The organism is Bifidobacterium sp. JNUCC 75 (assembly GCF_054819865.1).
Genome location: NZ_JBTHIF010000001.1, coordinates 1,206,935 through 1,232,195 on the forward strand (window position 1 = coordinate 1,206,935; position 25,261 = coordinate 1,232,195).

Annotated in this window: 20 protein-coding genes; 8 read left to right on the top strand and 12 right to left on the bottom strand. The window is 62.5% G+C overall.

Going from position 1 to position 25,261, the window contains the following annotated elements:
- Nucleotides 1-127: 127 nt before the first annotated feature.
- On the bottom strand, nt 128-2,887 hold the full coding sequence (locus ACVWNW_RS04965; RefSeq protein ID WP_454481434.1) for a phosphoenolpyruvate carboxylase: 2,760 nt from the start codon (nt 2,885-2,887) through the stop codon (nt 128-130).
- Between the two features lie 306 nt (nt 2,888-3,193).
- Here ACVWNW_RS04965 and ACVWNW_RS04970 point away from each other — a divergent pair, with 306 nt between their 5' ends.
- The gene (locus ACVWNW_RS04970) at nt 3,194-5,131 is read left to right on the top strand and encodes a threonine/serine exporter family protein (RefSeq protein ID WP_454483385.1); all 1,938 of its coding nucleotides are present in this window, start codon (nt 3,194-3,196) and stop codon (nt 5,129-5,131) included.
- Here ACVWNW_RS04970 and trpS read toward each other — a convergent pair.
- A complete protein-coding gene (trpS, locus tag ACVWNW_RS04975; protein WP_454481436.1) occupies nt 5,128-6,213 on the bottom strand; it encodes a tryptophan--tRNA ligase in 1,086 nt (361 codons plus the stop codon). The two genes, ACVWNW_RS04970 and trpS, sit on opposite strands and share 4 nt — an antisense overlap.
- A gap of 153 nt (nt 6,214-6,366) precedes the next feature.
- Here trpS and ACVWNW_RS04980 point away from each other — a divergent pair, with 153 nt between their 5' ends.
- A complete protein-coding gene (locus ACVWNW_RS04980; protein ID WP_046322133.1) occupies nt 6,367-6,750 on the top strand; it encodes a DUF3073 domain-containing protein in 384 nt (127 codons plus the stop codon).
- A gap of 27 nt (nt 6,751-6,777) precedes the next feature.
- On the opposite strand, the gene ACVWNW_RS04985 is transcribed toward ACVWNW_RS04980, so the two are convergent.
- Nucleotides 6,778-7,197 (bottom strand): sterol carrier family protein, encoded by a 420-nt coding sequence (locus ACVWNW_RS04985; protein ID WP_121913226.1) that lies wholly within the window; start codon nt 7,195-7,197, stop codon nt 6,778-6,780.
- Nucleotides 7,198-7,330: 133 nt separating this feature from the next.
- Nucleotides 7,331-7,561, bottom strand: coding sequence for a hypothetical protein (locus ACVWNW_RS04990; protein ID WP_046322139.1), 231 nt, complete (start codon nt 7,559-7,561; stop codon nt 7,331-7,333).
- Nucleotides 7,562-7,715: 154 nt separating this feature from the next.
- On the opposite strand from ACVWNW_RS04990, the gene ACVWNW_RS04995 reads away from it, so the two are divergent.
- Nucleotides 7,716-8,477, top strand: coding sequence for a rhomboid family intramembrane serine protease (locus ACVWNW_RS04995; RefSeq protein ID WP_454481439.1), 762 nt, complete (start codon nt 7,716-7,718; stop codon nt 8,475-8,477).
- A 362-nt stretch (nt 8,478-8,839) separates the two neighbouring features.
- Here ACVWNW_RS04995 and crgA read toward each other — a convergent pair whose 3' ends face one another.
- Nucleotides 8,840-9,286, bottom strand: coding sequence for a cell division protein CrgA (crgA, locus tag ACVWNW_RS05000; protein ID WP_110424671.1), 447 nt, complete (start codon nt 9,284-9,286; stop codon nt 8,840-8,842).
- A 90-nt stretch (nt 9,287-9,376) separates the two neighbouring features.
- Between crgA and ACVWNW_RS05005 the strand changes: the two genes are divergently transcribed.
- Together ACVWNW_RS05005 and ACVWNW_RS05010 are read left to right on the top strand one after the other, a co-directional pair.
- Entirely contained in the window at nt 9,377-10,132 is a 756-nt protein-coding gene (locus ACVWNW_RS05005) for a DUF881 domain-containing protein (RefSeq protein ID WP_046322142.1), read from the top strand.
- Nucleotides 10,133-11,248 carry a class E sortase gene (locus ACVWNW_RS05010; protein WP_144178613.1) on the top strand — a complete coding sequence of 372 codons (1,116 nt, stop codon included), beginning with the start codon at nt 10,133-10,135 and terminating at the stop codon, nt 11,246-11,248. It begins immediately after the preceding gene.
- 466 nt (nt 11,249-11,714) lie between these two features.
- On the opposite strand, the gene pknB is transcribed toward ACVWNW_RS05010, so the two are convergent.
- From pknB to ACVWNW_RS05045, 7 genes are read right to left on the bottom strand one after another with little or no spacing between them, the layout of a single operon-like run.
- Entirely contained in the window at nt 11,715-13,874 is a 2,160-nt protein-coding gene (gene pknB, locus ACVWNW_RS05015; RefSeq protein ID WP_454481441.1) for a Stk1 family PASTA domain-containing Ser/Thr kinase, read from the bottom strand.
- Nucleotides 13,871-14,863 carry a serine/threonine-protein kinase gene (locus ACVWNW_RS05020; protein ID WP_046322149.1) on the bottom strand — a complete coding sequence of 331 codons (993 nt, stop codon included), beginning with the start codon at nt 14,861-14,863 and terminating at the stop codon, nt 13,871-13,873. The genes pknB and ACVWNW_RS05020 overlap by 4 nt, the downstream gene beginning before the upstream one ends.
- Complete coding sequence (locus ACVWNW_RS05025) at nt 14,860-16,323, bottom strand: peptidoglycan D,D-transpeptidase FtsI family protein (protein WP_454481444.1); 1,464 nt, start codon at nt 16,321-16,323, stop codon at nt 14,860-14,862. Before ACVWNW_RS05025 ends, ACVWNW_RS05020 begins: the two co-directional genes overlap by 4 nt.
- Nucleotides 16,320-17,861, bottom strand: a complete 1,542-nt coding sequence (locus ACVWNW_RS05030; protein ID WP_454481446.1) for an FtsW/RodA/SpoVE family cell cycle protein — start codon at nt 17,859-17,861, stop codon at nt 16,320-16,322. The genes ACVWNW_RS05025 and ACVWNW_RS05030 overlap by 4 nt, the downstream gene beginning before the upstream one ends.
- Nucleotides 17,858-19,432, bottom strand: a complete 1,575-nt coding sequence (locus ACVWNW_RS05035; protein WP_046322156.1) for a BofC C-terminal domain-containing protein — start codon at nt 19,430-19,432, stop codon at nt 17,858-17,860. The genes ACVWNW_RS05030 and ACVWNW_RS05035 overlap by 4 nt, the downstream gene beginning before the upstream one ends.
- 6 nt (nt 19,433-19,438) lie before the next feature.
- A complete protein-coding gene (locus ACVWNW_RS05040; protein WP_390895326.1) occupies nt 19,439-19,954 on the bottom strand; it encodes an FHA domain-containing protein FhaB/FipA in 516 nt (171 codons plus the stop codon).
- Nucleotides 19,955-19,990: 36 nt separating this feature from the next.
- Entirely contained in the window at nt 19,991-20,695 is a 705-nt protein-coding gene (locus ACVWNW_RS05045) for an FhaA domain-containing protein (RefSeq protein ID WP_015021121.1), read from the bottom strand.
- 230 nt (nt 20,696-20,925) lie between these two features.
- Between ACVWNW_RS05045 and ACVWNW_RS05050 the strand changes: the two genes are divergently transcribed.
- The 3 genes from ACVWNW_RS05050 to ACVWNW_RS05060 all read left to right on the top strand — a co-directional run bounded on the left by ACVWNW_RS05050 (nt 20,926) and on the right by ACVWNW_RS05060 (nt 25,197).
- Entirely contained in the window at nt 20,926-23,340 is a 2,415-nt protein-coding gene (locus tag ACVWNW_RS05050) for a S9 family peptidase (protein WP_454481449.1), read from the top strand.
- Between the two features lie 68 nt (nt 23,341-23,408).
- Nucleotides 23,409-23,735, top strand: a complete 327-nt coding sequence (locus tag ACVWNW_RS05055; protein WP_454481451.1) for a hypothetical protein — start codon at nt 23,409-23,411, stop codon at nt 23,733-23,735.
- A gap of 55 nt (nt 23,736-23,790) precedes the next feature.
- On the top strand, nt 23,791-25,197 hold the full coding sequence (locus ACVWNW_RS05060) for a chloride channel protein (RefSeq protein WP_454481452.1): 1,407 nt from the start codon (nt 23,791-23,793) through the stop codon (nt 25,195-25,197).
- The last annotated feature ends 64 nt before the right edge of the window (nt 25,198-25,261 follow it).

Consider the following 25,261-nt stretch of genomic DNA (forward strand, 5'->3'; position numbering starts at 1 on the left):
CTCACCCTACCACCCAGCTGATAAACAACGCACATGGTTGCATCAGAGGCGTGCGAATACAACAAGACCCCGCCTCCTGCTATTTGCAAGAGAACGGGGCCCACATTCTTAAACCGTCAGGTTGGAATCAGCCGGTGTTCTGCAGGCCGGCGGCGACTCCTGAAACGGTGCAGAGGATCAGGTAGATGAAGTCGGCCTGTTGGCTCTTGCTGAGCTCCTCCTTGTCGTTGCGACGACGCAGGGCCCGCAGGGCGCGCACCTGGGTCACCGACAGGGCGTCCACATAGGGAGAGCGGATCCGGATGGCCTGGCCCAGTACGTGACGATGCTGCAGGGGCCACTCGTCGCCTACGATCTGCAGAACCCACTTGCGGGTCAGCTCCATCTCCGAGAGGACCTTCTGGCTCAGGTCGTCCCGGTCTCCCAGGGAGAGGTACATCTTGGCGATGCGCTCGTCGGTCTTGGCCAGGCTCATCTCGATGTTGTCGATGAAGGTGCTGAAGAGCGGCCACTCCTCATAGGCCTGACGCAGGGTCTCCAGGTCGCCGAACTTCTCGCAGGCGGTGCCCAGGCCGTACCAGGCGGCCAGGTTGATTCGTGCCTGCGCCCAGGAGAAGACCCAGGGTATGGTCCGCAGATCGTCCAGGGACTTGGCGCCCAGACCACGCTTGGCCGGCCTGGAGCCTATAGGTAGTAGGCCGATCTCGTTCAGCGGTGTCACGATGGAGAACCAGGGGGCGAAGTCCGGCGTGTGCAGCAGGTCCAGGAAGCGCTCGTGGGCGGCCTGGTCCAGCTTGTCGGCCATGTCCGCGTACTTCTCGGTCATGGTGGTGTTGCGCTCCTCCACGCTGGGCGCGGACTGGAGCAGGGTGGCTGCAGCCACGGACTCGATATGGCGGATGGCCAAGACCGGGTTGCCGTAGCGGGCGAAGATGACCTCGCCCTGTTCGGTCAGCTTGAACCGGCAGTTGACCGAGCCCACAGGCTGGGCCAGCACGGCACGGTTGGCAGGGCCGCCGCCACGGCCTACGGCGCCGCCGCGTCCGTGGAAGAGGGTCAGGTCGATGTCATGGCTCTCGGCCCACTTGGCGATGCGCTCCTGGGCGGAGTGCAGGGCCAGGGTCGCTGAGACAGGACCGGCATCCTTGGAGGAGTCGGAGTAGCCCAGCATGACCTCCATCTTGTTGCCGGTCTCCTTGAGTCGGGCCTGGACCTCGGGGATCTTGATGATCTCCTCAAGCACGTCCACCGAATTCTGCAGGTCCTCCAGCTGTTCGAACAGGGGGATCACGTCGATGACCGGCACGTCCTCGGCATGCTCGAAGGCCAGCCGGTTGAGCTCGTAGACGTCCTTGACGTTCTGTGCCGACTTGGTGAAGGAGATGATGTAGCGGCGGGCGGCCTTCTGGCCGTTGCGCTTCTGGATGGCTCCCAGGGCCCGGAAGGTGTCGAGCACCTCGTGGGTCATGGGCTGCAGCTCGCCGCGCTCGCCATGCAGGCCGTGCTCGCGGATGTCCTCCAGGGCGCGGGCGTGGACCAGTGAGTGCTGGCGGAACTCCATCTCCACCATGTGGAAGCCGAAGGTCTGGGCCTGCCAGATTAGATCCTGCAAGGGGCCGTAGGCCTGACGGACCGCGCCCGCCTTGGCCAGGGAGTCCTGGACCACGCGCAGGTCGGCGATGAAGTCGTCGCAGTCGGCATACATGAGGTCAGCGTCACGCTGGATGGTGGCCTGCAGACGGTCGGCGATGACCAGGACCACGGCCCGGTGCAACTCATTATGCGAGATGGTGGTGGCCCTATCGGTCAGGCGCTCGCTCATCTCCTTCTGGTGGCTCCACAGGCTCCTCAGCTCGGGGCTGGGGGGCGTGGTGGTCAGCTCCATGGTCATATTGCGGCCTACGGTGGTGGTGGCCTTGACCAGTGCCTCGAGCATGTGGTCGGAGAACTTGCGGGCCACCTTGCGCGAGACCTTGGCGGTCACATTAGGGTTGCCGTCGCGGTCGGAACCGATCCAGCTGCCCGGGTGGAAGAAGGCGGGGCAGACGGGCTTGACCATGCCGGCCTTCTTGCCCAGCATCCAGTCGTCGAAGCGGCGGTAGACCTTGGGAATGGTCTCGAAGAGCGTAGCGTCGAAGATGTCCAAAATGGTGTTGGCCTCTTCGACGGGCGTCGGCTTCTTGGCTGCGATGGGCGAAGTGCGGAAGAGGGCGTCGATCTCGTTGTGCAACAGACGCTCATTCTCCTCCAGCTCGGAACCGCCCAGGCCGCGGCGAACGGCCAGCAGGTTGGCGATGCGCCGGATCTTGCCCTCCACGGCCTTGCGCCGCGCCTCGGTGGGATGGGCGGTGAAGACGGGGTGGAACTCCAGCTTCTCCAGCAGCTCCGAGGCCTTGGCCGGGCCCATCTCCTGAAGGAGCTGGCTGTAGGCGCTGGTCATCTCGTTGATGGGGTCGGTGCCCTTGACCTTCAGGTCCACCTTGCCCTCGCGCTCATGCAGGACCTTCACCCGGTAGTTCTCCTCGCAGAGGTTGGCCAGGTGGAAGTAGGTGGTCAAAGCGCGGGCCAGCAACTGGGAATCCTTGACTGAGGTGTCGTCGATCAGGGCTACGGCCTTGGACAGGCCATCCTCGTCAGGCACGGGGTCCGAGGGGTGGCGGTTGAAGTGCTCGGCGCTGGCCGTCATCACGTCCTCGCGCAGGGAGTCGAAGCGCTTGAGCAGCTGTTGATCGAATTCCCCCAACACATCCCTGAGCAGCCGCAGGCACAAGGCCATGTCCTCATCCAACGATTGAGGCAGCTTGCGTTCCTCCGGCCCTTTTGTCCCGGTGCCGGATGTGACCAGGGTCGCATCGGCAGCCGTGATTTGCTGATTACTATCTGTCATCAGTCCTCCTTGTCGAATCGCAGGTTGCCCGGTCTTCGGCCATTCCACGGCTCCTCCGCGGTTATTGGTGGTCGGCGTTGCAGGCCCACAGCCTTCGGTTCGATGGCTCGCGGCCCATTCTAGGACGCTTTCAGGTCGAATACGTTTCATGGTCCCATGCGGCGGTGCAAGCTCACGTGACCCGGGTGGAGTATGAATGTGGGTGTGAAATTCAAGAGCAGGAGTTCCAAGGACAGCTATCGCGGCAGGGCCGCAGCCGAGGTCAGACGGGTGAGCAAGTACCACACCCACTCCATTCCGCTGGATATGGAGGATATCGAACGCGATTACGACAAGCCTATCGTCGAGGCCTGCATCGCGGCCAAGACCAGCTTGATCGTGCGGGTGGGCATGCTGGAGCTGGGGGCCGGCACAGGAAGCTTCCGCGTGCGCGAGATGATGCATAGGATTGCCTACCCTATGGGCGTGCATGTGCGAGCCGACGTGAACCTGACCGATATTGAGGCCACCTGCACGGATGGCGTGTCTCGGATCACCGAGGTGGTGGACCTGCCCACCACCGGGGTCAACACCGAGCGGATCTGGCTCCTGGAGCACTTCGCTGACTGGCTCAGCGTCAAGTGCGGGCAGGCGGGAACCTACCACGCCATGACGGTGGTTTCCCGGGAGCTGGTGGACAACCTGGACGAGCCGAACGTCTATGCAGCGGCCCGCAAGGCGGTCAAAGAGGTGCTGGCCCAGGACCAGGATGCGGCCAAGGCGCTCAAGGACGCGGTGGCCACTGCCGTACACAACGAGGACGAGATCAGCCAGAGCCGGATCGATGCGGCGGCCATAGACACCAGGACAGCCGCCGGTCTGGGAACCGTAGGCTCCACGCCTCGGCCGGAGGCCACGCCGACCGCCGCAGCCTTGGAGGATTCCGAAGATTCCAAAGCTGCTTCTGTTTCTGCTGCCTACGCGATTGAGAATTCAGATTCGAGTGCCGCTGGTTGTGCAGCCATTGGATCATCTGCAACCAGCCAAGGGCGCGACTCCGCGTCTGAGCAGCTTGGGTCTGGACGGCCTGCGTCAGCCCAAGGCCAAGCACATGAAAAGGCCAAGTCTTCCGAGGGTGCGGCACCCTCCGAACAGCCGGTGTCTTCCGACGGGTCCGCATTGCTCAGAGAGGCAACAGACTCAGCAAAGGCTGCATTTTCCGATGAGCCTGCCTCCTCTGACAAATCCGCGTCCCCAAAGCCGCAGGCAAGGGGTGGCATCACGGTCCGGCAGGCGCATGAGCGTCTGGACCTGATCGAACGACGCAAACCCCTCTATTCGCCCCTCTTTTCGGGCTTCGCCTCGGCTGTGGCCTGCGCAGCCTTCGTCTTCCTGCTGGGCGGCGGTCCCTACGACATGGCCGGGGCTTTTGTCGGCGCTGGCATAGGCCAGTGGGTGCGTCGACAGATGCTGGGCAGGCGGATCAACCAGTTCTTCGCTACCGGGGTGGCGGTAATCATTGCCGCCCTGGCCTGCGTCGGCACGCTGAGGCTGGTGGGTATCTTCGACCCGGTGGCTCTCAAGCACGACACGGCTTATATCGGCGCCATCCTCTTCGTCATTCCCGGCTTTCCCCTGGTCACCGGCGGCCTGGACATCGCCAAGCTGGACTTCCCTTCGGGGGTGCAGCGCATCACCTACGCCTTCTCGATCATCCTGGTGGCCACACTGGGAGGCTGGGCTGTGGCGCGGATGGTCATGCTCAACCCCCAGGGCTTTGAACCGATGAACCTGAGTCCCCTGCTGATGGCCGGACTGCGCATGATTGCAGCATTCTGCGGGGTCTGGGGCTTCTCGGTCCTCTTCAACTCACCCCAGCGCATGGCCCTGGTGGCCGCCGTCATCGGCGCTCTGACCGACACCATGCGCCTGGAGATGCAGGATCTGCTTCATGTCCCTCCGGAGATGGCTGCTTTTCTGGGTGCCTTCCTGGCCGGCATGCTGGCTACGGTCTGGCGCTCCTCGGTCCGTCACGGCCTGCTGCCGCCTCACCTGGGCTATCCAAGAATTAGCCTGACCGTGCCATCCATCGTCATCATGGTGCCTGGCCTGTATATGTACCGGGCCATGTTCTACCTGGGACAGTTCAATACGCTTAACGCCTTGGACTGGGCCTTCCGGGCCTTCATGGTCATCATCTGCCTGCCCATCGGCCTGGTCACGGCCCGGGTGCTGACCGATCGCTCCTGGCGGTACGACGTCTAGTAGCGCATGCCCATAGCCGAGCGGACCTGATCAAGGGTTTCCTCGGCTATCTGGTTGGCCCGCTTGTTGCCCTCGATCAGGATGTCGCGCACGGTGTCCATGTCCTTGGCCAGCTCGGCACGACGCTCGCGGTGGGGTGCCAGGAACTCGTTGACGGACTTGGTCACGTAGGCCTTGAGGGCGCCCGAGCCGGCATTGCCGATCTCTTCGGCGATATCCTCGGGCTTGCGGTCGGTCACCAGGCCGGCTGTGGTCAGCAGGGCCGAGACCTGGGGGCGGTTCACAGGGTCGAAGGTGATCCTGCGTTCGGAGTCGGTGGGCGACTTGCGGATCAGCTTGGCCGTCTCCTCGGCGGTGGCACCCAGCATGATGGAGTTGCCGTAGGACTTGCTCATCTTGCGGCCGTCCAGACCAGGAATTTCCGGGGTGTCAGACAGGATGGCATCAGGTTCTGGGAAGACCGGAGCTTGGCCGGGGTAGCGCTCGTCGAATCGGCGGGCGATGGTCCGGGTCAGCTCCACGTGCGGCAGGTTGTCCTTGCCAATAGGAACCACGTTGGCCTTGCAGAAGAGTATGTCGCAGGCCTGGTGGACCGGGTATGTCAGCAACAGGCCGGTCAGGGCATGGCCGCTGGCCTCCATTTCGGCCTTGACGGTGGGGTTGCGGTGGAGCTCGGCCTCGGTCACCAGCGAGAGGAAGGGCAGCAGCAGCTGGTTCTCTGCAGGGGTGGACGAATGGGTGAAGATCATGGTCTTCTTGGGGTCGATGCCCGCAGCCAGATAGTCAAGCACCAGGTTGAGCACGTTGTCGCGGATGTGCTCGGTGGTGTCCCGGTCGGTGATGACCTGGTAGTCGGCGATGACGATGTTGGTGTGCACCCCGCGATTCTGCATCTGGACACGCTCGCGGATGGAGCCGAAATAATGACCCAGGTGAAGCCTGCCGGTCGGGCGGTCGCCGGTCAGCATGGTGTAGCGGCTAGGATTCTTGTCCAGTTCGGCCAGCACCTGGTCGGATCGATGCTTGGCGGCTCTGAAGCTGTCGCTGATCTCGTTGCCTGCCGCTGTGACTTCTTCCTGCATGGTCCCACCCTCGTCGTCGTGCCGAATGTCCTTCTGGGAATTGCTTTTATGGTAAAAGTCCGAGCCGACAAGATGCGTAGGTGGTACTCTCATAAATGATGCAAATTCACATTCAAGTTGCCTAAGTGCACGTTACCTGGCGAAGGGGGTCGGATGGGCCGCGGACGTCAGAAGGCTAAGCAGACGAAAATAGCCCGGAAGCTCAAATATCTGACAACGGACACGGATTACGACGAGCTGGCCAAAGAGCTCAGCAGCAAGGAACCCGGAACCAGGGGCAAAGATCCCTTCAAAATGGTTGAAGAGGAGTACTCCAAACCGGATTCGCGCAAATCGGGGGGCCAGGACCCCGAGGATTCCCCGGACGATGATCTGAGCGATTACGCCCGGTGGGCCGCCGAGGCTGCTGCCAAGGCCACCTCTGGGGAGATGCCGGCTACGCCCAAGCCGCACAAGCGCATACCCATCCCCGTGCCCAGCGCGCTCAAACACCATAAAGATCAGAAGACCGCAGCAAAGGGGTCGTCGAGCAAGTAGCCGGCCGCAGAGGTGGCCGACTATTGGTCATACCAGTGGCAGTAGCTCGTGCAGATCGTCGCGCTCGCCCACGGCGCTGATATGCCCGGCGGCGGCTTCTTCACTCCAGCTGGTGATGCCAGCGGCCAGCCGCAACCAGACATCCGGGTCCAGTTCGATTACGTCAGGCGGAGTCAGGTTATGCGGGTCGGACGCAGGCCCGTCCAAAATCTTGATGGCTCCCCAGGGGGCTACCCTGACCTCTACGCCGGGACCGGGGGCCTTGATCTCCAGCATGTGCAGGGAATAGCGGACGGCCATGGCCTTGCTGCGCCTATCGGTTTGCGGGGCCACTGTCAGGCGGTTGCCCTCCGGGCCTAAATTGCCTGCAGCCTCCTTGGCCGCATCGCGCCAGGCCAGAAAATCCCGGCGGCCTTCCTCCATGTCTGCTTCCCGTATGGCACTCATGGCTCCATTGTGACGCGCCGCCCCAACAGGCGTGTCCGGCAGGCTGCGATCAAGCCAAAATCAGGCATGAAAAAAGGAACCCGTTGCCCTCACGTTCTTGACGCTGGGTCGGATTCCTTCCCGACCGGAACGGTCAGGCCTGTGCGCCCGCTTGCAGAGGGGCCTCGGGATCTTCAGACCCCTTGTCCTCCTCATCCTTGGCCAGGCCCAGGTCGACTGGCGATGAGCTGTTCTCCCAGGGCTCCTCCCAGGGATCGTAATCCGGGTTCTGCTGCTTGTATACGAACAGAGCGACAACGCCGGCCAGCAGCGTGCCGAAGAGCAGTGCAAAGAACTTCCAGCCGTTTGAAGATGAATTCTCCATGTTTGGCTCCTTTCGACGACTTTCGTCGGTCCTGCCCACTTCGACCGACCTAGTCAACATCCTAGTAGAAAGCGGTGAACTGTGGGGCACATCGGTGCCATTGCGGCACGGAAACCGCACACCCCGGGCCGGACGGTCAGGTAAGGTATGGTTCATGGTCAATGGCACGGGCACCGGTTTCACAGGCGGAGGAAACGGTCGGGGGCCGCTGGGATGGGTCCGGCGGCACTGGGGCGACCAGGCTCCGGTGGTGACGATAGCCATCACCCTGATCTGCATAGCGGCCTGGGTCATCCAGATGGTCCTGTATCTGCTGGCTCCGCTTCGCTACCAGCGGCTTTTGCTGGGCTACTGGGCCTTCGTGCCGATTACCGCCATTCATGAGCCCTGGATGTTTGTGACCAACATATTTCTGCACGCCACCAATGTCTCGCATATCCTCTTTAATATGATCACCCTCTGGGTTGTGGGGCCGGTGCTGGAAAATCTGATAGGGCATGGGCGTTTCCTGGCGCTCTATATGATCAGCGGGCTGGGCGGAGACCTGGGGCTGATGGTCTATGCAGTCCTGTCGCCCAATGGCTGGGGCACGTCGGCCATCGGGGCCTCGGGCGCGCTCTTCGGGCTCTTCGCCGCCATCCTGGTGGTCTATCGCCGTTTGGGGATTAACATCGTTTCCATGGTGGTCTGGATGGCCATCAACTTCTGCATGCCCCTGTTCGTGCCCGGCATTGCCTGGCAGGACCATGTGGGCGGTTTCATAGTCGGCGGCCTCTTCATGCTGGCCCTGCTGCACATGGGCCGGCCCAGCTCGCGGGTGCATGGCCTGCTCTCCTGGTTGCTGCCCACGCTGATCTTCCTGGTGGTCCTGGTCCTGCTGGCTCTGGGCTGCAACGTGTTCAACCCCATGCGCTGACAATCAGCAGCTGCCTGCTTTGGTCAAATGACATGAATGTCACCTATCCACATTTGTTGATAATCGTGTGGATAACCTGGGAATAAGTAACCAGAACTGGTGCATATATATCGGTAAAAAGTGGATAAGTAAACACAGAACCTAACTAGCAGTAGGGTTGTGGACAGGTGTCTTAGGCTGTCCACGATAAAGCCGGGCGATTGTGGATAACTTTGGTTTGAGTCTCGAAACAGTGGATGAAATAGGTGGAGCCGGGAAATTGAATCCACACATGCCTGACGCTCAGGGGTGGATGGATATGCAAAGAACCCCACATCCGTGCCTGGGCGGTTGCGGGGTTCCTGAAGAGTAAAGCAGCTGGATCAGTGCCACCACATGGTCATGAGGAAGCCGACCAGCAGGATGCCGAAGCCTACGGCCAGGTTCCAGTTGCCGATGCCGGGGATTGGGAAGACATTTCCCCTGGTGGAAGCGATGTAGTAGACCACGATCCAAATCAGTCCCACTACCATCAGCGTGACGAAGAGAGGCACAAACCAGCGCGGATTGGCCTTGGTGCTTTTGATGGTGTCTTCCACGCGGCGGGTGTTCTCTTCCTGACGCTGCACGATGCGGCGCATCTGCGGAGTCATGTGCTTTTTGTCAACGCTCTCGTTGAGCACGGCCTCCACCTTGTCCATGGACAGGCCATACTCCTCGTCCTCTGCATCCTCGCCAGTGCCAGCGGTCTTGTTCTCGGCCTCGGCCTGGGTCTTCTTGGCCTCGTCCACCGCCTCGTCCTCGTCATCATGGAGTTGATGCTCTGCCATGAGGTTATTCTCCTTCATTAGATCTACTAAGCCATAGTAGCGGTTAGACTCGAACGTAATACTATCGCAGATGAGGATGAGGGTATGCCTATGACCAGACGGACGGGACGGCACGGAGCGCGCAGGTCCCTGGTCGGCACATTGTCCGTGGCTGTGGTGCTGGCCCTGGTCGGGTACATGCTGACCACCAACATCCGTGTCAACAGGACGGTCACGGTCACCTCGGATACGGCCGGGCTGGTGGAAGAGCGCGAGAACAAGGCTGCGGAGCTGCGCAAGGACATCAATGACATGAGCTCGCAGATCAACGCTCTGAAGACCATCACCGACGACGACAAGGGCAACTCGGACCAGGCCCGTGAGGACCCCGGTTCGGGCACGGTGCTCAAGGCCGTCCAAGGGCCGGGACTGACGGTAACCCTCGATGATTCCCCGCTCTGGAAGCAGAAGGTGGGGTCCGACGGATCGACGGCCAACATCAATGATTACGTCATCCACCAGCAGGATGTGGAGAGTGTGGTCAACGCGCTCTGGGCCGGGGGAGCCGAGTCCATGAGGATCCAGGACCAGCGTGTCCTGCCCACCACGGCCGTGCGATGCGTGGGCAATGTGCTGCTGCTGCACGGTCGAAAGTACTCGCCGCCATATAAAATTTCGGCCATAGGACCAGTCGATCGGATGACCAAGTCCCTGAATGCTTCGCCATCCATCCAGATTTACAAGGAATACGTGAATACGGTGGGTCTGGGATGGAATGTCGAATCTTCGGGCAATCTGAGATTCCCTGAGACGACGGCTGTCCTGCAGCCACTCCAGTATGCATCTCTAGATGAGAAGGCACGGTAAATGACGACAGAAGACTCGGAGAATGACTGGATGTCGGTTGATAAACCTGCCGATAAGCGACGAAAGTGGCCGGTTGGGATAGCAGAAATCGTGGGGGAGCTGCTGATGACGCTGGCCGTCATCTGTGCCCTCTACGTGGTTTGGCAGCTTTGGTGGACCGGTGTGCAGTCCGAGCATCAGCAGTTGGAGACCCGTGCCTCGACCGCTTGGAGCGACCCGGGATCGGGAGATACCCGAAAGGTGGCCAAGCCTCAGAGCGGAATGCCGCCGGTACAGCCCGAACACGCCTCCGAGGGCGATCTGATGGCCCAGATCTACATCCCCCGTTTTGGACAGCGCTGGGAGCGCAACGTGGTTCAGGGCACGTCGCCCAGGGATCTGGCCTACGCGGGACTGGGGCACTACTCCAACACGCAGATGCCGGGCGAGCTGGGCAACATGGCTATTGCCGGACACCGCGCCGGCTATGGTGAGCCGCTGGGCCATGTGGACCAGCTGCGTGTGGGGGATGCCATCGTCCTGCGCACCAAGGATTACTGGTACGTCTACCACTACACCCGCTACAAGATCGTGGCTGCCAACGAGGTCAGCGTCATCGCCCCCAACCCTTATTCGCCCAACGAGGCTCCAGATCGGCGCATGATTACACTGACCACCTGTGAGCCCAAGTACACCACGGCCACCCACCGCTGGATCAGCTGGGGCGAATTCGGCTACTGGGCCAAGGTGTCCGACGGGGTGCCTAAGGAACTGCTTGGTGATAGAGGCAGCAAGGTGGCCTTTGCAGACGACAAGGGATCGGTCATAGCCAGGGTGGGTTCTCTGCAACCGGTCTTCCTGGTTTTGGTAGCAGCCTATCTGATCATCTACCTGGCGGCCCTGGTTGCATGGCGTTACCCCTTGCTGCGGCAGATTCGCAAGGGCGAGAAGCCACAGCCCATGATCAGCCTCTACGGCTGGCTGCTGCGGCACCAGTCCGGCATAGCTCCGATTCGCTGGCTTCTGCTGATTCTGCTCCTGCTGGCTCTGACCTGTGCCTTGATGGAATGGGGCTTCCCATGGCTGGCCAGCAACGTGCCCTGGCTCAGACAGATATCCAACTACTCCGCTTTCTGATCTAGGCGGCGTGGAAAAGCGGCGGGGCCGCAGGATCCAGTGTGATTCTGCGACCCCGCCGCTTATTGATAGTCATGTCTTGCCGACTGTCAGAAGTAATTGCCAAAGGCAAAGGCAGAGGCAAAGGTCTTGTCTACGTCTCTCCAGCGGCCATGGTCCTGATGACGCAGTGCTGCAAGTCAATGCGGGTTTGTCGCAATCTGGCGACGCGACTTGGCAAGCGGCCAGTCCGGCAGTTATGGGTCAACCATTATGGATTGGTTGATGGGTCCTGGCGTTTAACGCTTGGAGCTCTGGTCTGTCAGCAGAAGTCATGACTGATGTTTGTGACCGAAAGTCTCGGTTCTCAGCCTAATGACGCGGACTAATAGCCATCGCTCTAATTCATCCCGTATTCACTCTGCCTGGCTCTTTATGACACAACTATATGACCCGGCGGCAATGCTGTGGCCGCCGGGTCATACGATCAGTTGGTGGAGCTGACGGTGGTCACAGTTATGGGGGTGTTGTCGTCCACCTTGCTGCCGGCTCCGGGACTTACAGCGGTCACCTTGTCCGTGTCCTTGCCGACAGAAGTGATTCTGTCGGCGCTGACACCGCTGTTGGTCAGCTTCTGCCGGTAGCTGCCCAAGGTCTCGCCCGGGGCGATGACTGGGACGCTGATGGCCGTGGTCAGGGTGATGGTGTCCTTGGACTTGTCGAAGGAGGCGCCTGAGGTGGGATCCTGGCCGGTGACCACGGCGTTGTCGTTGTTGGGGCCGTTGACCTTGATGTTGACCCCCTGGCCCAGGTTGCGCTTGGCTTCGCCCAGGGTCATGTCGATGTAGTAACCCAGCTTCATGCCGCTGCTGACGGTGACTGTAATCATGGCTCCCTGCTGGATGGAGGATCCGGCAGCCGGGTCGGTGCTGATGACCACGTCCTTGGCCACGGTGTTGGAGGCCTGCTCGTGGATGGTGATGTTGAAGTGCAGACTCTGCAGGGTCTTGGTCGCGTCGTCCTTGCTCTTGCCAGACAGGTCAGGCACCTTGGTCATGCCCGAGGAGATGTAGAGCAGGATGCTGGTTCCTTTGGCCACGCTCTGGCCGGCGGCGGGATCCGTGCGGGTCACATGGTCCTTGGGCACGTCTTGGCTGTCTTCTACCGAGGCGGCGGGAGAGGCCTTGAATCCGGCCTTCTCCAGGGTTCTGCGAGCCTCCTGCTGATTCATGCCCTTGACGTCGGGAATGGCCGTGTCCTTGGGCCCGGAGGAGAACCAGACGGTCACTGTGGAGCCTTTGGGAGCCATGCTTCCGCCCTTGGGGCTCTGCTTGGTGAAGGTCCCCTTGGGCTCGGCCGAGTCATGGTCCTCCTTCTCCTGGTAATTGAAGCCTGCGGCGGTGACCTTCTCACGGGCGAGAATTCGCGACATCTGAGCATTGATGGTGGGTACCTCGGCCATCTGATGGCGGTTTCGGCTCATATAGGTCACGCCAAGTCCGGCGGCCACCAGAAGCAAGGCCGCCACGATGGCGGCGATGATGATCTTCTTGCGCCGTTTGGACTTCTGCTGGGCCGCCTTGGTGGCCGTGCGCTCAGCTGTGGCGAGATCGGTGGCAGCGGCCGGATTGAGCGGGTCCTGAACAGGGTTGAAGGCCTGGGTGGCGGCCGTCTCCTCTTCGGTCATCGGCATGGTGGCCGTTTCGGTGCCCTGCTCGGCATCCTTGCGGGCCTTGACGTTGGCCAGGTCGGTCAGCGGGTTGAAGGCGGCAGCCACCGGGGTCCCGCCATTCATGAAGGCCAGGATGTCGCTCTTGAAGGCGGCGGCCGTGGCGTACCGGTTCTGACGATCCTTGGCCATGGCCTTGGCGCAGATGGAATCCCACATCTTCGGCAGGCCGGGCACAATGGTGCTGGGCGGGGTGGCTACCTCGGTGACGTGCTGGTAGGCGATGGCCACGGCCGAATCCCCGTTGAAGGGCGGCCGTCCGGTCAGCATCTCGTAGAGGACGCAACCGGCCGAGTAGAGGTCGGAGCGCATGTCCACGCTCTCGCCGCGGGCCTGTTCGGGGCTCAGGTACTGGGCCGTGCCCACCACGCCCTGGGACTGGGTCATCGTGGCGGCCGAATCGTCCATGGCCCGGGCGATGCCGAAGTCCATGACCTTGACGATGCCCTGCTCCGAGATCATGATGTTGCCGGGCTTGATGTCCCGGTGGATGACCCCCATGTGGTGGGAGTAGTCCAGGGCGCTTAGCATGCCCAGCATGACCTGCTCGCTGTCGCGCTGGCTCAGGGCCCCGTTCTCCTTGAGGATGGACCTCAGGGTCTGCCCCTTGACGTACTCCATGACCAGGTAGGGCACCCGCTCATGGTTGCCCTGGTCGTCGGTCAGTATCTCCTCGCCCGAGTCGTAGATGGAGACGATGTTGGGGTTGTTGAGCAGGGCGACCGAGTGAGCTTCTCGCCGGAACCGCGATAGGAAGACCTCGTCGTTGGCCAGATCGGACCGCATGATCTTGACCGCGACCGTCCTTCCCAGACGCGTGTCCACAGCCTTGTGGACCTCGGCCATGCCACCGCGTCCGATCAGCTGTCCCAGACGGTAACGTCCGTCCGCTAGGGACGGCGGCAGTGTGATGCTCATAGGGTATCCCCTCCGTTCGTCGCTTCAAGGCCGCGCTGTGCGCTTCCTTCTCCATAGTGCCCCCAGAAGGGCCTGAAGATGTCTTTTGCCGCGTGTGGCCTGCTCACAATGCGTCGAGGCATGGGTGCGCGCGGGTCGATGACCTCCGTCTCACCCAGCTGCTGGTCCAGCAACCGCTGCTCGATCCTGGCCAGCGTGTGCGAGACCACCAGGGCATTTGCCGGGCGGTCTCGCGGGTCCTTGGCCAGCATGGACATGACGAAGTTCATGAGTTGGTTGTCCACCGAGTCGGGCAGTGGCGGCACAGGGTCGTTGACGTGTGCTGCGGCGATGTCCACCGGGGTGGCGCCGGTGAAGGGCCGGTGCCCGCAGAGCCCCTCGTAGGCCACCACACCCAGGGAGTAGATGTCGGACTGGGGGGTGGCCTGGAGGCCCTGGGCCTGCTCGGGCGAGATGTACTGGGCTGTGCCCACCACCATGCCGTCCTGGGTGATCTGCCCCTGGTTGGTGGAGTAGGAGACCCCGAAATCGGTGATCTTGACCTCGCCGGTGTCGGAGACCATGATGTTGGCCGGCTTGACGTCCCGGTGGATGACCCCGTGGGAGTGGGCCACGTAGAGCCCTCGGGCCGTCTGTATCAGGATGGGCAGCAGCTCGATGGGGTCCAGGGCGCCCCGGTCCCGATAGATGTCTGCCAGGGATTGGCTGGGCACGTATTCCATGATCAGGAATCCGATGCCGTCGTGCTCGTAGTACTCGAAGAGGGCGGCGATGTTGGGGTGGGCCAGGTTGGCGGAATTGTGCGCCTCGGCCCGCAGCCGCAGCAGCTTGGACTCCTCGTTGGTCAGATCCTCGCGCAGGGCCTTGATGGCCACAACTCGTCCCAGTTCGATGTCATAGCCCTTCCAGACTTCGCCCATGCCCCCTTGGGCCAGGCGACGGTCCAGACGGTACCGTCGATGGATGAGCTGTCCTTGTACCAGTTTCACTTGGCAGCCTCCTGCATGATGCGTTTCATAATCGGTCCGGCAATGTCTATGCCATAGGAGGAGATTCCATGCACCACGACGGCTACGGCTACCTTGGGTTTGTCGGCCGGAGCGAATCCTACCATCCACCCGTCATTTGCCGTATTGCCCGTGCCGATCTGGGCTGTGCCGGACTTGGAGGCCACCTGTACGCCTGGAATCTCAAGCTCCGGATAGCTCTTGGTGGTTACTGCCTCCATCATGGTGGTCAGGGCCTTGGCGGTGTCCGATGAGAAGGCCTGTGAGTAGACCGAGGGCGTTGTCTCACTGATGACGCTGAGGTCGCTTGAGCGCACCCGGTCCACCAGGGTCGGTTGCATGAGCTTGCCGCCGTTGGCCACGGCGGCGACCGTCATGGCAGCCTGGAGTGGGGTGGATAGGGTGTCTCCCTGGCCGATGGAAGCCAGGGCGATCCGGTCCTGGGACTGGTCCTCGGGGAATTTGGAGGCCACGGCCTTCATGGGCCGTCCTGTGGAGGTGGTCCCGTCCAGGGTGATGGTGGAGCCGTAGCCGAACTTGCGGGCCTGCGCTGCCAGCGTCTTGCCGCCCAGGGCGACCCCTAGCTGGGAGAAGGCCGTGTTGGATGAGTAGGCCAGGGCATTCTCCAGGCTGATCTTCCCGTTGACCCCGCCGGCCGCTGTAGTGGTGTTGGTCAGATTGTAGTTGGTGCCGGGCAATGTGTATGAGGCCCCGGCCGGCAGTTGGCTATCGGGGTGATACTGGCCGGACTCCAGGGCGGCGGCGGCCACAACCACCTTGAAGGTGGACCCGGGCGGATACAGCTGCGAGGTGGCCCGGTTGAGCATGGGGTTGTCGGAACGGGAGGCCAGCTTCTGGTAGGCCTGGGAGGCATCGCCGCTGTCGTGGGCGGTCAGGTCTTCGGGGTTGTAGCTCGGTGTGCTGACCATGGTCAGGATGCGGCCTGTGGAGGGCTCGATGGCCACCACCGAACCGGACAAGTTGCCCAGCATGGCGTAGGCGGCCTCCTGCATCTTGGGATTGATGGAGGTCTCGATGGAGGCGCCCTTGTTCTGGGTGCCGGTGAAGAGGGACTTGACCCGGTCCATCCACAGGCTGTCCGACTGTCCGCTTAGCAGACGGTCGCGCGAGGCCTCGATTCCTCGGTCTGCCGGGCTGGTGATGGAGTAGTAGCCGGTGATGGGCGAGTAGACGGGCCCCTTGTGGTAGTGCCGCTGGTACTGGAAGGAGTCGTTGATGGGGTCGGACTGGGCCATGACGGCGCCGTCCGAGGTCAGGATGGCCCCCCTGGGTGCCGCATACTCGTGGTACAGGGCACGCAGATTGCGGGGGTCCGAGTTAAGGCTCTCCGCCCGGATCACCATGATGATGGAGCTGGAAACCCCCAGGATGACGAAGAGGACGATGACGGCGTTGAAGAGTTGACGCAGGGCCTTGTTCACTGTCCACCTCCTCGGACCTGACGGACGGGGATGCGGCCGGTGACTGGCAGGTCGGTCTCCTCGTCCTGGTCGGTCTGCTCGATCGGCCCGGCATGACGATCATGGGACTCTAGGTTGTCAGAGTCTGAGTCGGGGTCCGAGTCGTCCTGGCTGTTGCGCTTGCTGGTCTCCTGCTGGCGCAGGACGGCCAGGGCCTCGTACTTGAAGGTGTCCGAGCTGACCTCCGGCGCAGGCTTGTTGGCCGCGTTGGAGATGATGATCAACAGAACGGCCAGGATGCAGTTGGCCACCAGACTGGAGCCGCCCGCCGCCATGTAGGGCATGGTCAGTCCGGTCAGGGGGATGACCAGGGTGATGCCGCCCACCACGGTGAAGACCTGGAAGGCCATGGTGAAGACCAGACCGGAGGCCAGGAGCTTGCCGAAGCCATCCTTGATCTTCATGGCCGTGATCATGCCCGAGGCCACGATGACCAGGTAGAGGGCCAGGACCACCAGCAGGCCGCTCAGCCCCAGCTCCTCGCCCACCGACGTGTAGATGAAGTCGGAGTTGGCCAGGGGGGTGATCCAGGGGCGTCCCTGGCCCAGGCCGGTGCCTGTCAGCCCGCCGGCGGCCAGGCCGAAGATGCCGCGCACCAGCTGGCCGGACCCACCGAAGGCCTTGCTGAACTCAGCATCGCTGAAGGGGTGCAGCCAGGCGTCCACACGGGCACCCACATGGGCGAAGATCATGGAGGCGGCCACAGCCCCGATGACGAAGAAGACCGCGCCTATGGCGATCCAGCTGGTGCGGCCGGTAGCCACATAGAGCATGGAGACGAACATGGCGAAGTACATCAGCGAGGTGCCCAGATCATGCTGGATGACCAGGACGGCCAGCGAAATAAGCCAGACGATGATAATGGGGCCAAAGTCCTTGATTCGGGGCAGCCGCACGCCCAGGAACTTCTTGCCGCCCACGGCTAGCTGGTCTCGGTGGTCGAACAGGTAGGCGGCGAAGAAGAAGGCCAAGAAGAGCTTGGCGAATTCGCCGGGCTGCAGGGTGTGAGACCCTATGCCTATCCAGATGCGGGCGCCGCCGATTTCGCGGCCGATGCCGGGAAGCATGGGTGATAGGAGCAGGACCAGGCCCACCACCATACTCACATAGGAGAAGCGGCGTAGCAGCCTATAGTCCCTGAGCAGCACCACCAGCAGCCCGCACAGGACCAGGGCCAGACACAGCCAGATCAGCTGGGTGAAGCCCACTCGTGTAGGCTGGCCAATCCGGGCGTTGCGCAGATCTATGCGGGTGATCAGGGTGATGCCCAGGGAGCTCAGGATGACGATGCTGGGCAGGATGGCCTGGCTACCGTAAGGCTGAAAAATCTCCAGCAGGACCCAGAGGGCGATGAAGAGGGCGGCGGTGACTACCAGCAGGGCTGCGTAGTCACCGGGGAAGCGGCCCGCCGCACGGGCGAACATCTGGAAGAATCCGATGAACCCCACCAGCAGGGAGAAGAGCAGAAGGCCTATGCGGCGCAGACGGGTGATGATCATGATTGCTGCCGCCCGCTTTGGTCGGTTTTCGACGGTGAGGGCGAGGCTGAGGGGGAAGTCGTCGCCTGGCCGGACTCGTCCTTGGCTTCCTTGGCCTGTTCGCGTTTGAGGTCGCCGGCCTCTTTCCGGATCAGACGGGCGTGCTCCTTGGCGTCGTCCATGCTGGAGACGGTGATGCCTTCTTCCAATTGGTCACGCCAGGACTGGGGAAGCCCCTTGACGGCGATGTCCGTGGTCTGCACTGGGTGGGAAAGCGAGAGGGCGAAGGCCTTGGTGGGCACGCCCTGGTAGATGACCACACGGCCCTGGTCCGTGCCCAGGTAGTACTGTTCCTGGCTCCAGCGATAGGCAGCCGCCGTGCCTCCGGCCAGGGCAAGGATCACCAGGGTGATGATGCCGGCCAGGATCAGCCGAATCCGCCGATGCCGGGCGCGCTGGCGTTTGCGCTGCTCCAGGTGCTCCTTGTGGATAGCATCGGCCACATCTGGATCGTAGGGATCGGCAGAGTCTGAGCCGTCCTTCTTGTGGACGATGGGGATCTCGCTGGTGTCGGGCACATGCCGTTCGCCGCTCTCCTCGCGGGCAGCCGAGGGCTGGGCGGTGCGGCCGTCGCCATCCTCGTCCTCCTGCTTGTCGGCGTCCCGGTCCTGGGCCAGGTCGGCGGCCCGCTTGGCGGGGGACTCCCGGGACTCGTCACGCAGGCGCGGTGCGGCCGCTACGGGCTCATCCAGGATGTCGGCCAGGGCCTCCAGGTTGGAGCTGGCTGCGCCACCGACCAGAGGAGTCTGATGGGGCAGGTCGAAGGCGTCGGCGTCCAGAGCCAGCGTGGCATCGGCGATGACCACGGTCACGTTGTCGGTGCTTCCGGCCTTCAGGGCGAAGGTGACCAGCTGCTGGGCGCACTCCGCCTGGTCCGAGACCGAGGACAGCACTTCGGCGATGGTCGAGTCCTCCAGAACGCCGCAGAGACCATCCGAGCAGATCATCCAGCGGTCTGCTGGAAGGGCCTTGGAAATGGAGATGTCCGGGCGGGGGTCGATGTCGAAATCCCCCAGGACCCGCATGACCACGTTGCGCTGAGGATGGTTGCGGGCCTCGGCCGGGGAGATGCGGCCAGTGTCGATCAGGTGCTGCACGTAGGAGTGGTCCTGGGTCATCCGGATCAACTTGCCCTCCCGCAGGAGGTAACCCCGGGAGTCCCCAATATGGGCCAGCACCCAGGAGTCGTTGGCCAGAGCCAGGGCCGTGACCGTGGTGCCCATGCCTGACAGCCGGTGTTCGCGCTTGGCCTTGCCCACGATGGCGTCATGGGCCGCGATGACCGAGGTCTCCATCATCCGAGCCAGGGACTGCACGTCCTGTTCCCGGTCGTCGCGTTCGATGTGAGCCAGGGATCGGATGGCTATGGTCGAGGCCGTATCCCCGCCTGCGTGGCCGCCCATGCCGTCGCACATGGCCACCAGGCGCTCGCCGGCGAAGGCCGAATCCTGGTTGTTGCTGCGCACGTACCCCACGTCTGAAACCGCCGTGGAGTAGAGGAACAGCTTTTGGCTCGCATCGTTCCTGGTCATGGGCGGCTACCTCAACTCGAAGGTGGTGGCTCCGATGCGTACAGGAACCTCCGCCGGTAGGATTGTCGGAGCTGTGATTCTCTGCCCCGAGACGACGGTGCCATTGGTGGACCCAAGATCCTCGATGGCCCATCGGCCTGATGCAGGATCCTGGTAGACCCGCGCATGATGGCCGGAGACGAACTCGTCGTCCAGCACCAAGGTGTTCGAGGAGGAGCGGCCCAGGGTGATGGGACGCCCGGACAGCGGCGTGGAGGAGCCGGCCAGAGGTCCGTCGATGACCACCAGCAGGGAGGGTTCGTTGTTCGCGTGCTCTGTCTTGCTGACTGGGGCGATAGGCACGGATCTGGCGGCCGCCGGCAGCTTGCGCTGGGCTGCGCGTTCACTGCGTCGACGGGTATGGGAAGTCTTGGGGCTGAAGGTCTCGATGTCTTTGCGGAGTGAACGGACGGCCAGCCAGACGAATACCCATAGCAGAGCCAGGAATCCGTATTTGAGGATGGCGAATGTCAGTTCAGTCAGCATAATGATTCGACCTTACTTCAAGGTCTGGGCGACTTACGAATCCTGTTCCTGCGACGATGCCCAGTAGAGGATGCGGGTACGGCCGATGGTGATGGTATTGCCGTCCAGCAGGGTGGCCGCGGGAACCTGATGTCCCTCTACATAGGTGCCGTTGGTGGACCCCAGATCGCGGGCTACCACGCCCTTGTCGGTGATCTCGATCTGGAGATGTCGGCGGGAGATGCCTGCGTCGTCGATGACGATGTCGCAGGAGGATCCACGGCCGATGGTGGTGATGGGGGCGGTCAGTAGGTACTGGCGGCCGTTGATCTCCAGCACCGGGCAGTCCTTGGACTCTTCGGGAGTGGTAACGGGCGCCGCGTTGCCCTGAACCGACTCGGCAGACAGGTGGAAGTCACCCTTGTTCAGATTGAGGTCCTCTTCGAATATGACCACGACCGGGCCGACGAAGGCATAGTGCTGGCTTTCGGCGTACTTGGTCAGATTGTCTGCCAGCTCGTTGGCCAGAGCCTCCGAACCCCACTGCTCGATGCGGTCGAAGTCCGGGGTGGATAGTCTGAATCGATACTCGTTGGGCGCCACGGTGCGGTCGCGACCAACGGGCATGGCCTGTGAGTCTATCTCACGCTCGAGGGCGCTCGACAGGTCGACGGGCTGTAGGTCCTTGGAGCCGAACTTCGAGAAGACACCGTTAACGGCGCCTTCCACGCTCTTCTCGAAACGATCGAGAACGCTCATAGTCATCCCTTTCCATATAACCCTTTCATAGTACGTGACCCTGCCAGAAGGGGGTAATGAGTGGTCGGATGCTTGCAATTTCTCCAATGAACGGGTTCGAACGGACCGCTACCGTCAGGATGAGACATCGGTATTGAGGCTGATCGAATTCCCCTTTGGCGCTTGGGCGCTTATCATCGTGGCAGACGCATGGTCATGGGGATCATGTCAGAGATATTCGAGGAGCGAGCATGGCCGAAGAGGTGGATCGGGCGATGGAGGCATATCCGCGGGCCAAGGCCAGGACCCTGCGGTTTACGTTGGGTGCTCCACGGTCGGCCCTGGCGGTGGGGGACGGTTCACGGGCCGTCTTCCTGCGCTCCGACGGGCCTGAGGACCTGGTGACTGGGCTCTGGCTGTCCGTCTTTGACCAGGAAGGCCGCCACCATGAGGTGCTCTTGGCTGACCCCAGGGCCCTGCTGGAGGATGCGGACCAGGAACAGGTGCCAGCCGCCGAGCTGGCCCGCAGGGAGCGCTCGCGAGAGGGCGGCGAGGGCATTGTCGATTACAGCGTGGATGCTGCCGGGGATCGGGTGGTCTTTGCCCTGGGTGGTCGGCTCTGGCTTTCGCTGATAGCCCCTGATGGTCTCACCGCCTCCACACGGGCTCTGAGCTTGGAAGACAGTGATTCGGCTGTGCTTAATCCCGCCATCAGCCCGGACGGCACCATGGTGGCCTATACGACTGGCGACCGGCTAATGGTGGTCACCATCGGGCAGGGTGCCGAGCAGGATCATGAACGGGCTGTCCTGGCCCTGCGCCCCGGCACTGATAATCGGATGCAGCTGGGGCTGGCCGAGTTCGTGGCCGGCGAGGAGATGGATCGCTACCAGGGGTTCTGGTGGTCGCCGGATTCCCGGGCTCTGCTGGTCGAGCACACTGATTCCTCCGATGAGCCGATCTGGTACATCAGCGACCCGGCCAATCCCCAGGTCGGGCCGCGCGCCAGGCGGTATCCCCAGGCTCTGACTGCCAACGCACGCGTTGGGCTGAGCCTGGTCCTCCTGGGCCAGGATGACGCCGACCCCTGGGTGGGCGAGGTGGACTGGGACCATCAGGCCTTCGAGTACATGGCCGTGGTCCGCTGGCAGGAGGGGCATCGGCCCCTGCTGCTGGTTCAGAACCGCCGACAGACCGAGGACAGGATCCTGGATGTGCAGGTGCCGGATGCCCGTCAGGATTTGGAGCCGGGGCGGAATATGACCCTGCTTGATCCCGAGGCGGCACCCAAGGTGTCCACCATGGTGCTGCAGGAGCATAGCAACGACCAGTGGATCGACCTGGTGCCCGGGCTGCCGGCCTACCGGCCCCAGGGCGGGCTGGTGGATGCCTTCATCGACACAGAAGCCGACACCACGCGGCTGCGCCTTGACGGAAAGGTCTTCTCCCCAGCGGGTTGCCAGATTCGGCAGGTGCTGTCTGTGGAGGACCACGATGTGCTGGCGGTGGTCTCCACTGATCCCCGCAGTTTCGATCTGATGCGCCTGAGCTATGACGGCTCCATCCATGTGCTCAACCGCCTGCCTGGAGTGTGGTCCGCCTCACGAGCCGGCCATGGCATCGTGGTCAGCGGCCGGACCATGGCTTCGGCGCAGGGACAGGTGCGGCACTGCTATCTGGGATCTGATGGGGATCTGGACCGCCTGGGTGCTGAAGGGCTGGGCCTGGTGGGCGAAGCTCGCCCTGACAGCAGCGCTAGGCAGACAGGCGAACCTGTACGGCCGGAGCATCAGGATCGTCCTGATCGTCGGGCCGTGGATACAGGTCATATCAATAGCCAGGGGGCTATGAGCGCTGTCCTGGCCGACACCAGCAGCGATCCCGGGTTCACCCCCAACGTGGACTTCGTGCGCATGGGGCAGCACGAGCTGTTCGCAGCCATCGTCAGGCCCTCTGAATCCAGCCCTTACGCCAGCGCCGACAGCCTGCCCGTTCTGCTCAAGCCCTACGGGGGGCCAGGTGCCCAGCAGGTGGTCTTTAACCAGTCCTACTACTGGGAGTCCCAGTGGTGGGCCGATCAGGGCTTCCTGGTCCTGACTGCCGATGGCCGAGGCACGCCTGGTCGTGGTCCTGCCTGGGATCGGGCCATCTTTGAGGACATGGCCCAGGTGACTCTGGATGACCAGCTTGAGGCTTTGGAAGCCCTGCCGGACTTCGCTCCTGAGGCCGACCTGGGGCATGTGGCCATGATCGGCTGGTCCTATGGCGGCTTCCTGTCGGCCCTATCGGTTCTGCGGGCTCCCGACCGGATCCATGCGGCCTGCGCGGGTGCCCCTCCCACGGATTGGACTCTTTACGACACCCATTACACCGAGCGCTATCTAGGTCTGGACCCGGCCGTCTACCGCCGTAATGGGATCATTGATGACGCCCCCTCGCTGCGTCGCCCGCTGATGCTGATTCACGGGTTCGCGGATGACAACGTATCCGTGGCCAACACCCTGAGGCTCTCCGGCGCTCTGATGGCGGCTGGACGTCCCCATACGGTTCTGCCGTTGACCGGCATCACCCACATGACCAACGACGAGACCGTGGCCGAGAACCTGCTTATTCTGCAGCGGGACTTCCTCTACCAGGCCCTAAGGGTACAGCCAGTTCAGGCTTGATCCGGGCTGGCTGAACCGGCTGGGCTGACTATGTTGACTGTCGGCATAAGGACCAGACAGCCCACGCCATGAAACCGGCCGAACCTGGTCTCGAATTCTCCTGCCATGCCTACTACTATGAGCGTGACGCTGTCAACCGGCAGGATTTCCTGGCCTTAGATGAGGATATGAAGAGCTTCATCACCGTGGTGGTGGATGTGGCTGATAACGTTCGGGCAGCCGACCATAGCAGGCGTGACATCATGCTGTGCTTCGGCGACTGGGGGGGGGGAGATCTGGAAACAGGATGTTTGGAACCAGCAGGAGGCGTATCTGAAAGCCCGTCAGAGCCTAGGCGGCAGCCCTTGGCCGAAGCCCTCCGTTCCAAGCGGCTTATCGCCCATGCAGCCCTATAAGTTCTAGCGGCCCTACAGCCCCTGGGTCCGGGTATCCGCTAGATTAAGCACTGTGATGAGTGAGCAGGATACAGAGGAGCATGCAGACCGACAAGGCCTGGGGCAGGTCGGCAGCCCGGGTGCGGCTCCAGTACGGCTGACAAGATCAGTCAGACGACTGCTGGGTCTGGCCATCTCAGTTCTGGTGCTGGGCCTGGGAGTAGGGCTGTCCTCAGGTCTGCTCTCCCTCTTTTTTGCGGGATCAGAAAAGCTCATGTTGGGCTTTGTGGAAGGCCCCCATCAGGCCGGGGCCTTCCAGACCCCTGCCTTGCGCCGGTTCATATCGGTCAGTCTGGCCGGTCTGGTCACCGCCATCCTCTGGTGGCTGCTGCGCAACCGTACCCATCCGGTTCCCTCTGTCAAAAAGGCTGTGAGGGGAGCCGATATGCCTGCCTGGCAGACTGCGACCCATGTGCTCTTACAGATTTTTCTCGTAGCTTCGGGCGGCTCTATCGGTCGTGAGGTGGCCCCCCGGGAGGCCGGGGCCATGCTAGCCACTTACTGGACACGCCTTCTGGGCCGCCTAGGCCTGCGGAAGGCAGACCGGACCATGCTGGTTGCAGCTGCCGCCGGCGCCGGGTTTGCCGGTATCTACATTGCCCCCCTGACCGGCGCCTTCTTCGGTATCGAGGTCCTCCTAGGCCAGGTCAGCATCACGGTGGTCATGGTCAACCTGGGTATGTCCGCCCTGGCTACCCTAGTAGGAGGGGTCATTAAGGGCTTCGGCCCCTATTATGCCCTCCCTAACCAGGCTTTTTCTCCCTGGATGATGGGCCTCTGCCTGCTCATAGGTCCCCTGATGGGGCTAGTGGGAACCGGCTTCCGCAGGCTGACCAGCTGGGCCGAACAGCACCAGAGCACGGGTAATCCTATTCTCTTCCAGCTGCCCGTCGTCTGTATCCTCACCGGCCTGGTCGCCATCTGGATGCCACAGGTCATGGGCAATGGTCGTTCCATGGCCCAAACCGCCATGAACCAGACTTTGCAGGGCATAACGGACGCTCATGCCTTGGTCATGGCCCTGGGGACCCTCTGCCTCTTCGCCTTGGTCAAGGCCGTATTCACCGTGGCCACTATCCGTTCTGGTGCCTCTGGCGGCACCCTGACTCCCTCGATAGCCATCGGGGCCAGTCTCGGGGCCGGGGTGGGCCTGGTGGGTGCCTGGTTTCTACCGGCAGTGCCGGTCTGGCAGTGTGCCCTGATCGGGGCTACTGCCCTCCTGGCAGCCTCTCAGCAGGCCCCCCTGATGGCCCTGGCCATGCTGATGGAGGTCAGTCACCTTCCCATTACCGCCATCATGCCCCTGGGCTTTGCTGTAGCTCTCTCCATTTTGGTTTCACAGGTGCTGTTGAGCCTGAGCCAGAAAGCCGGACATGAGCTAGCGGCCGCACCATGCAACCATACGGCCGGGGGAACAGGCTGACAGGCCATAGGTACCAGGAGTAGGGGATGTTCTTGTCTAAGCTAGGGGGAGGAGCCCTCCCGAT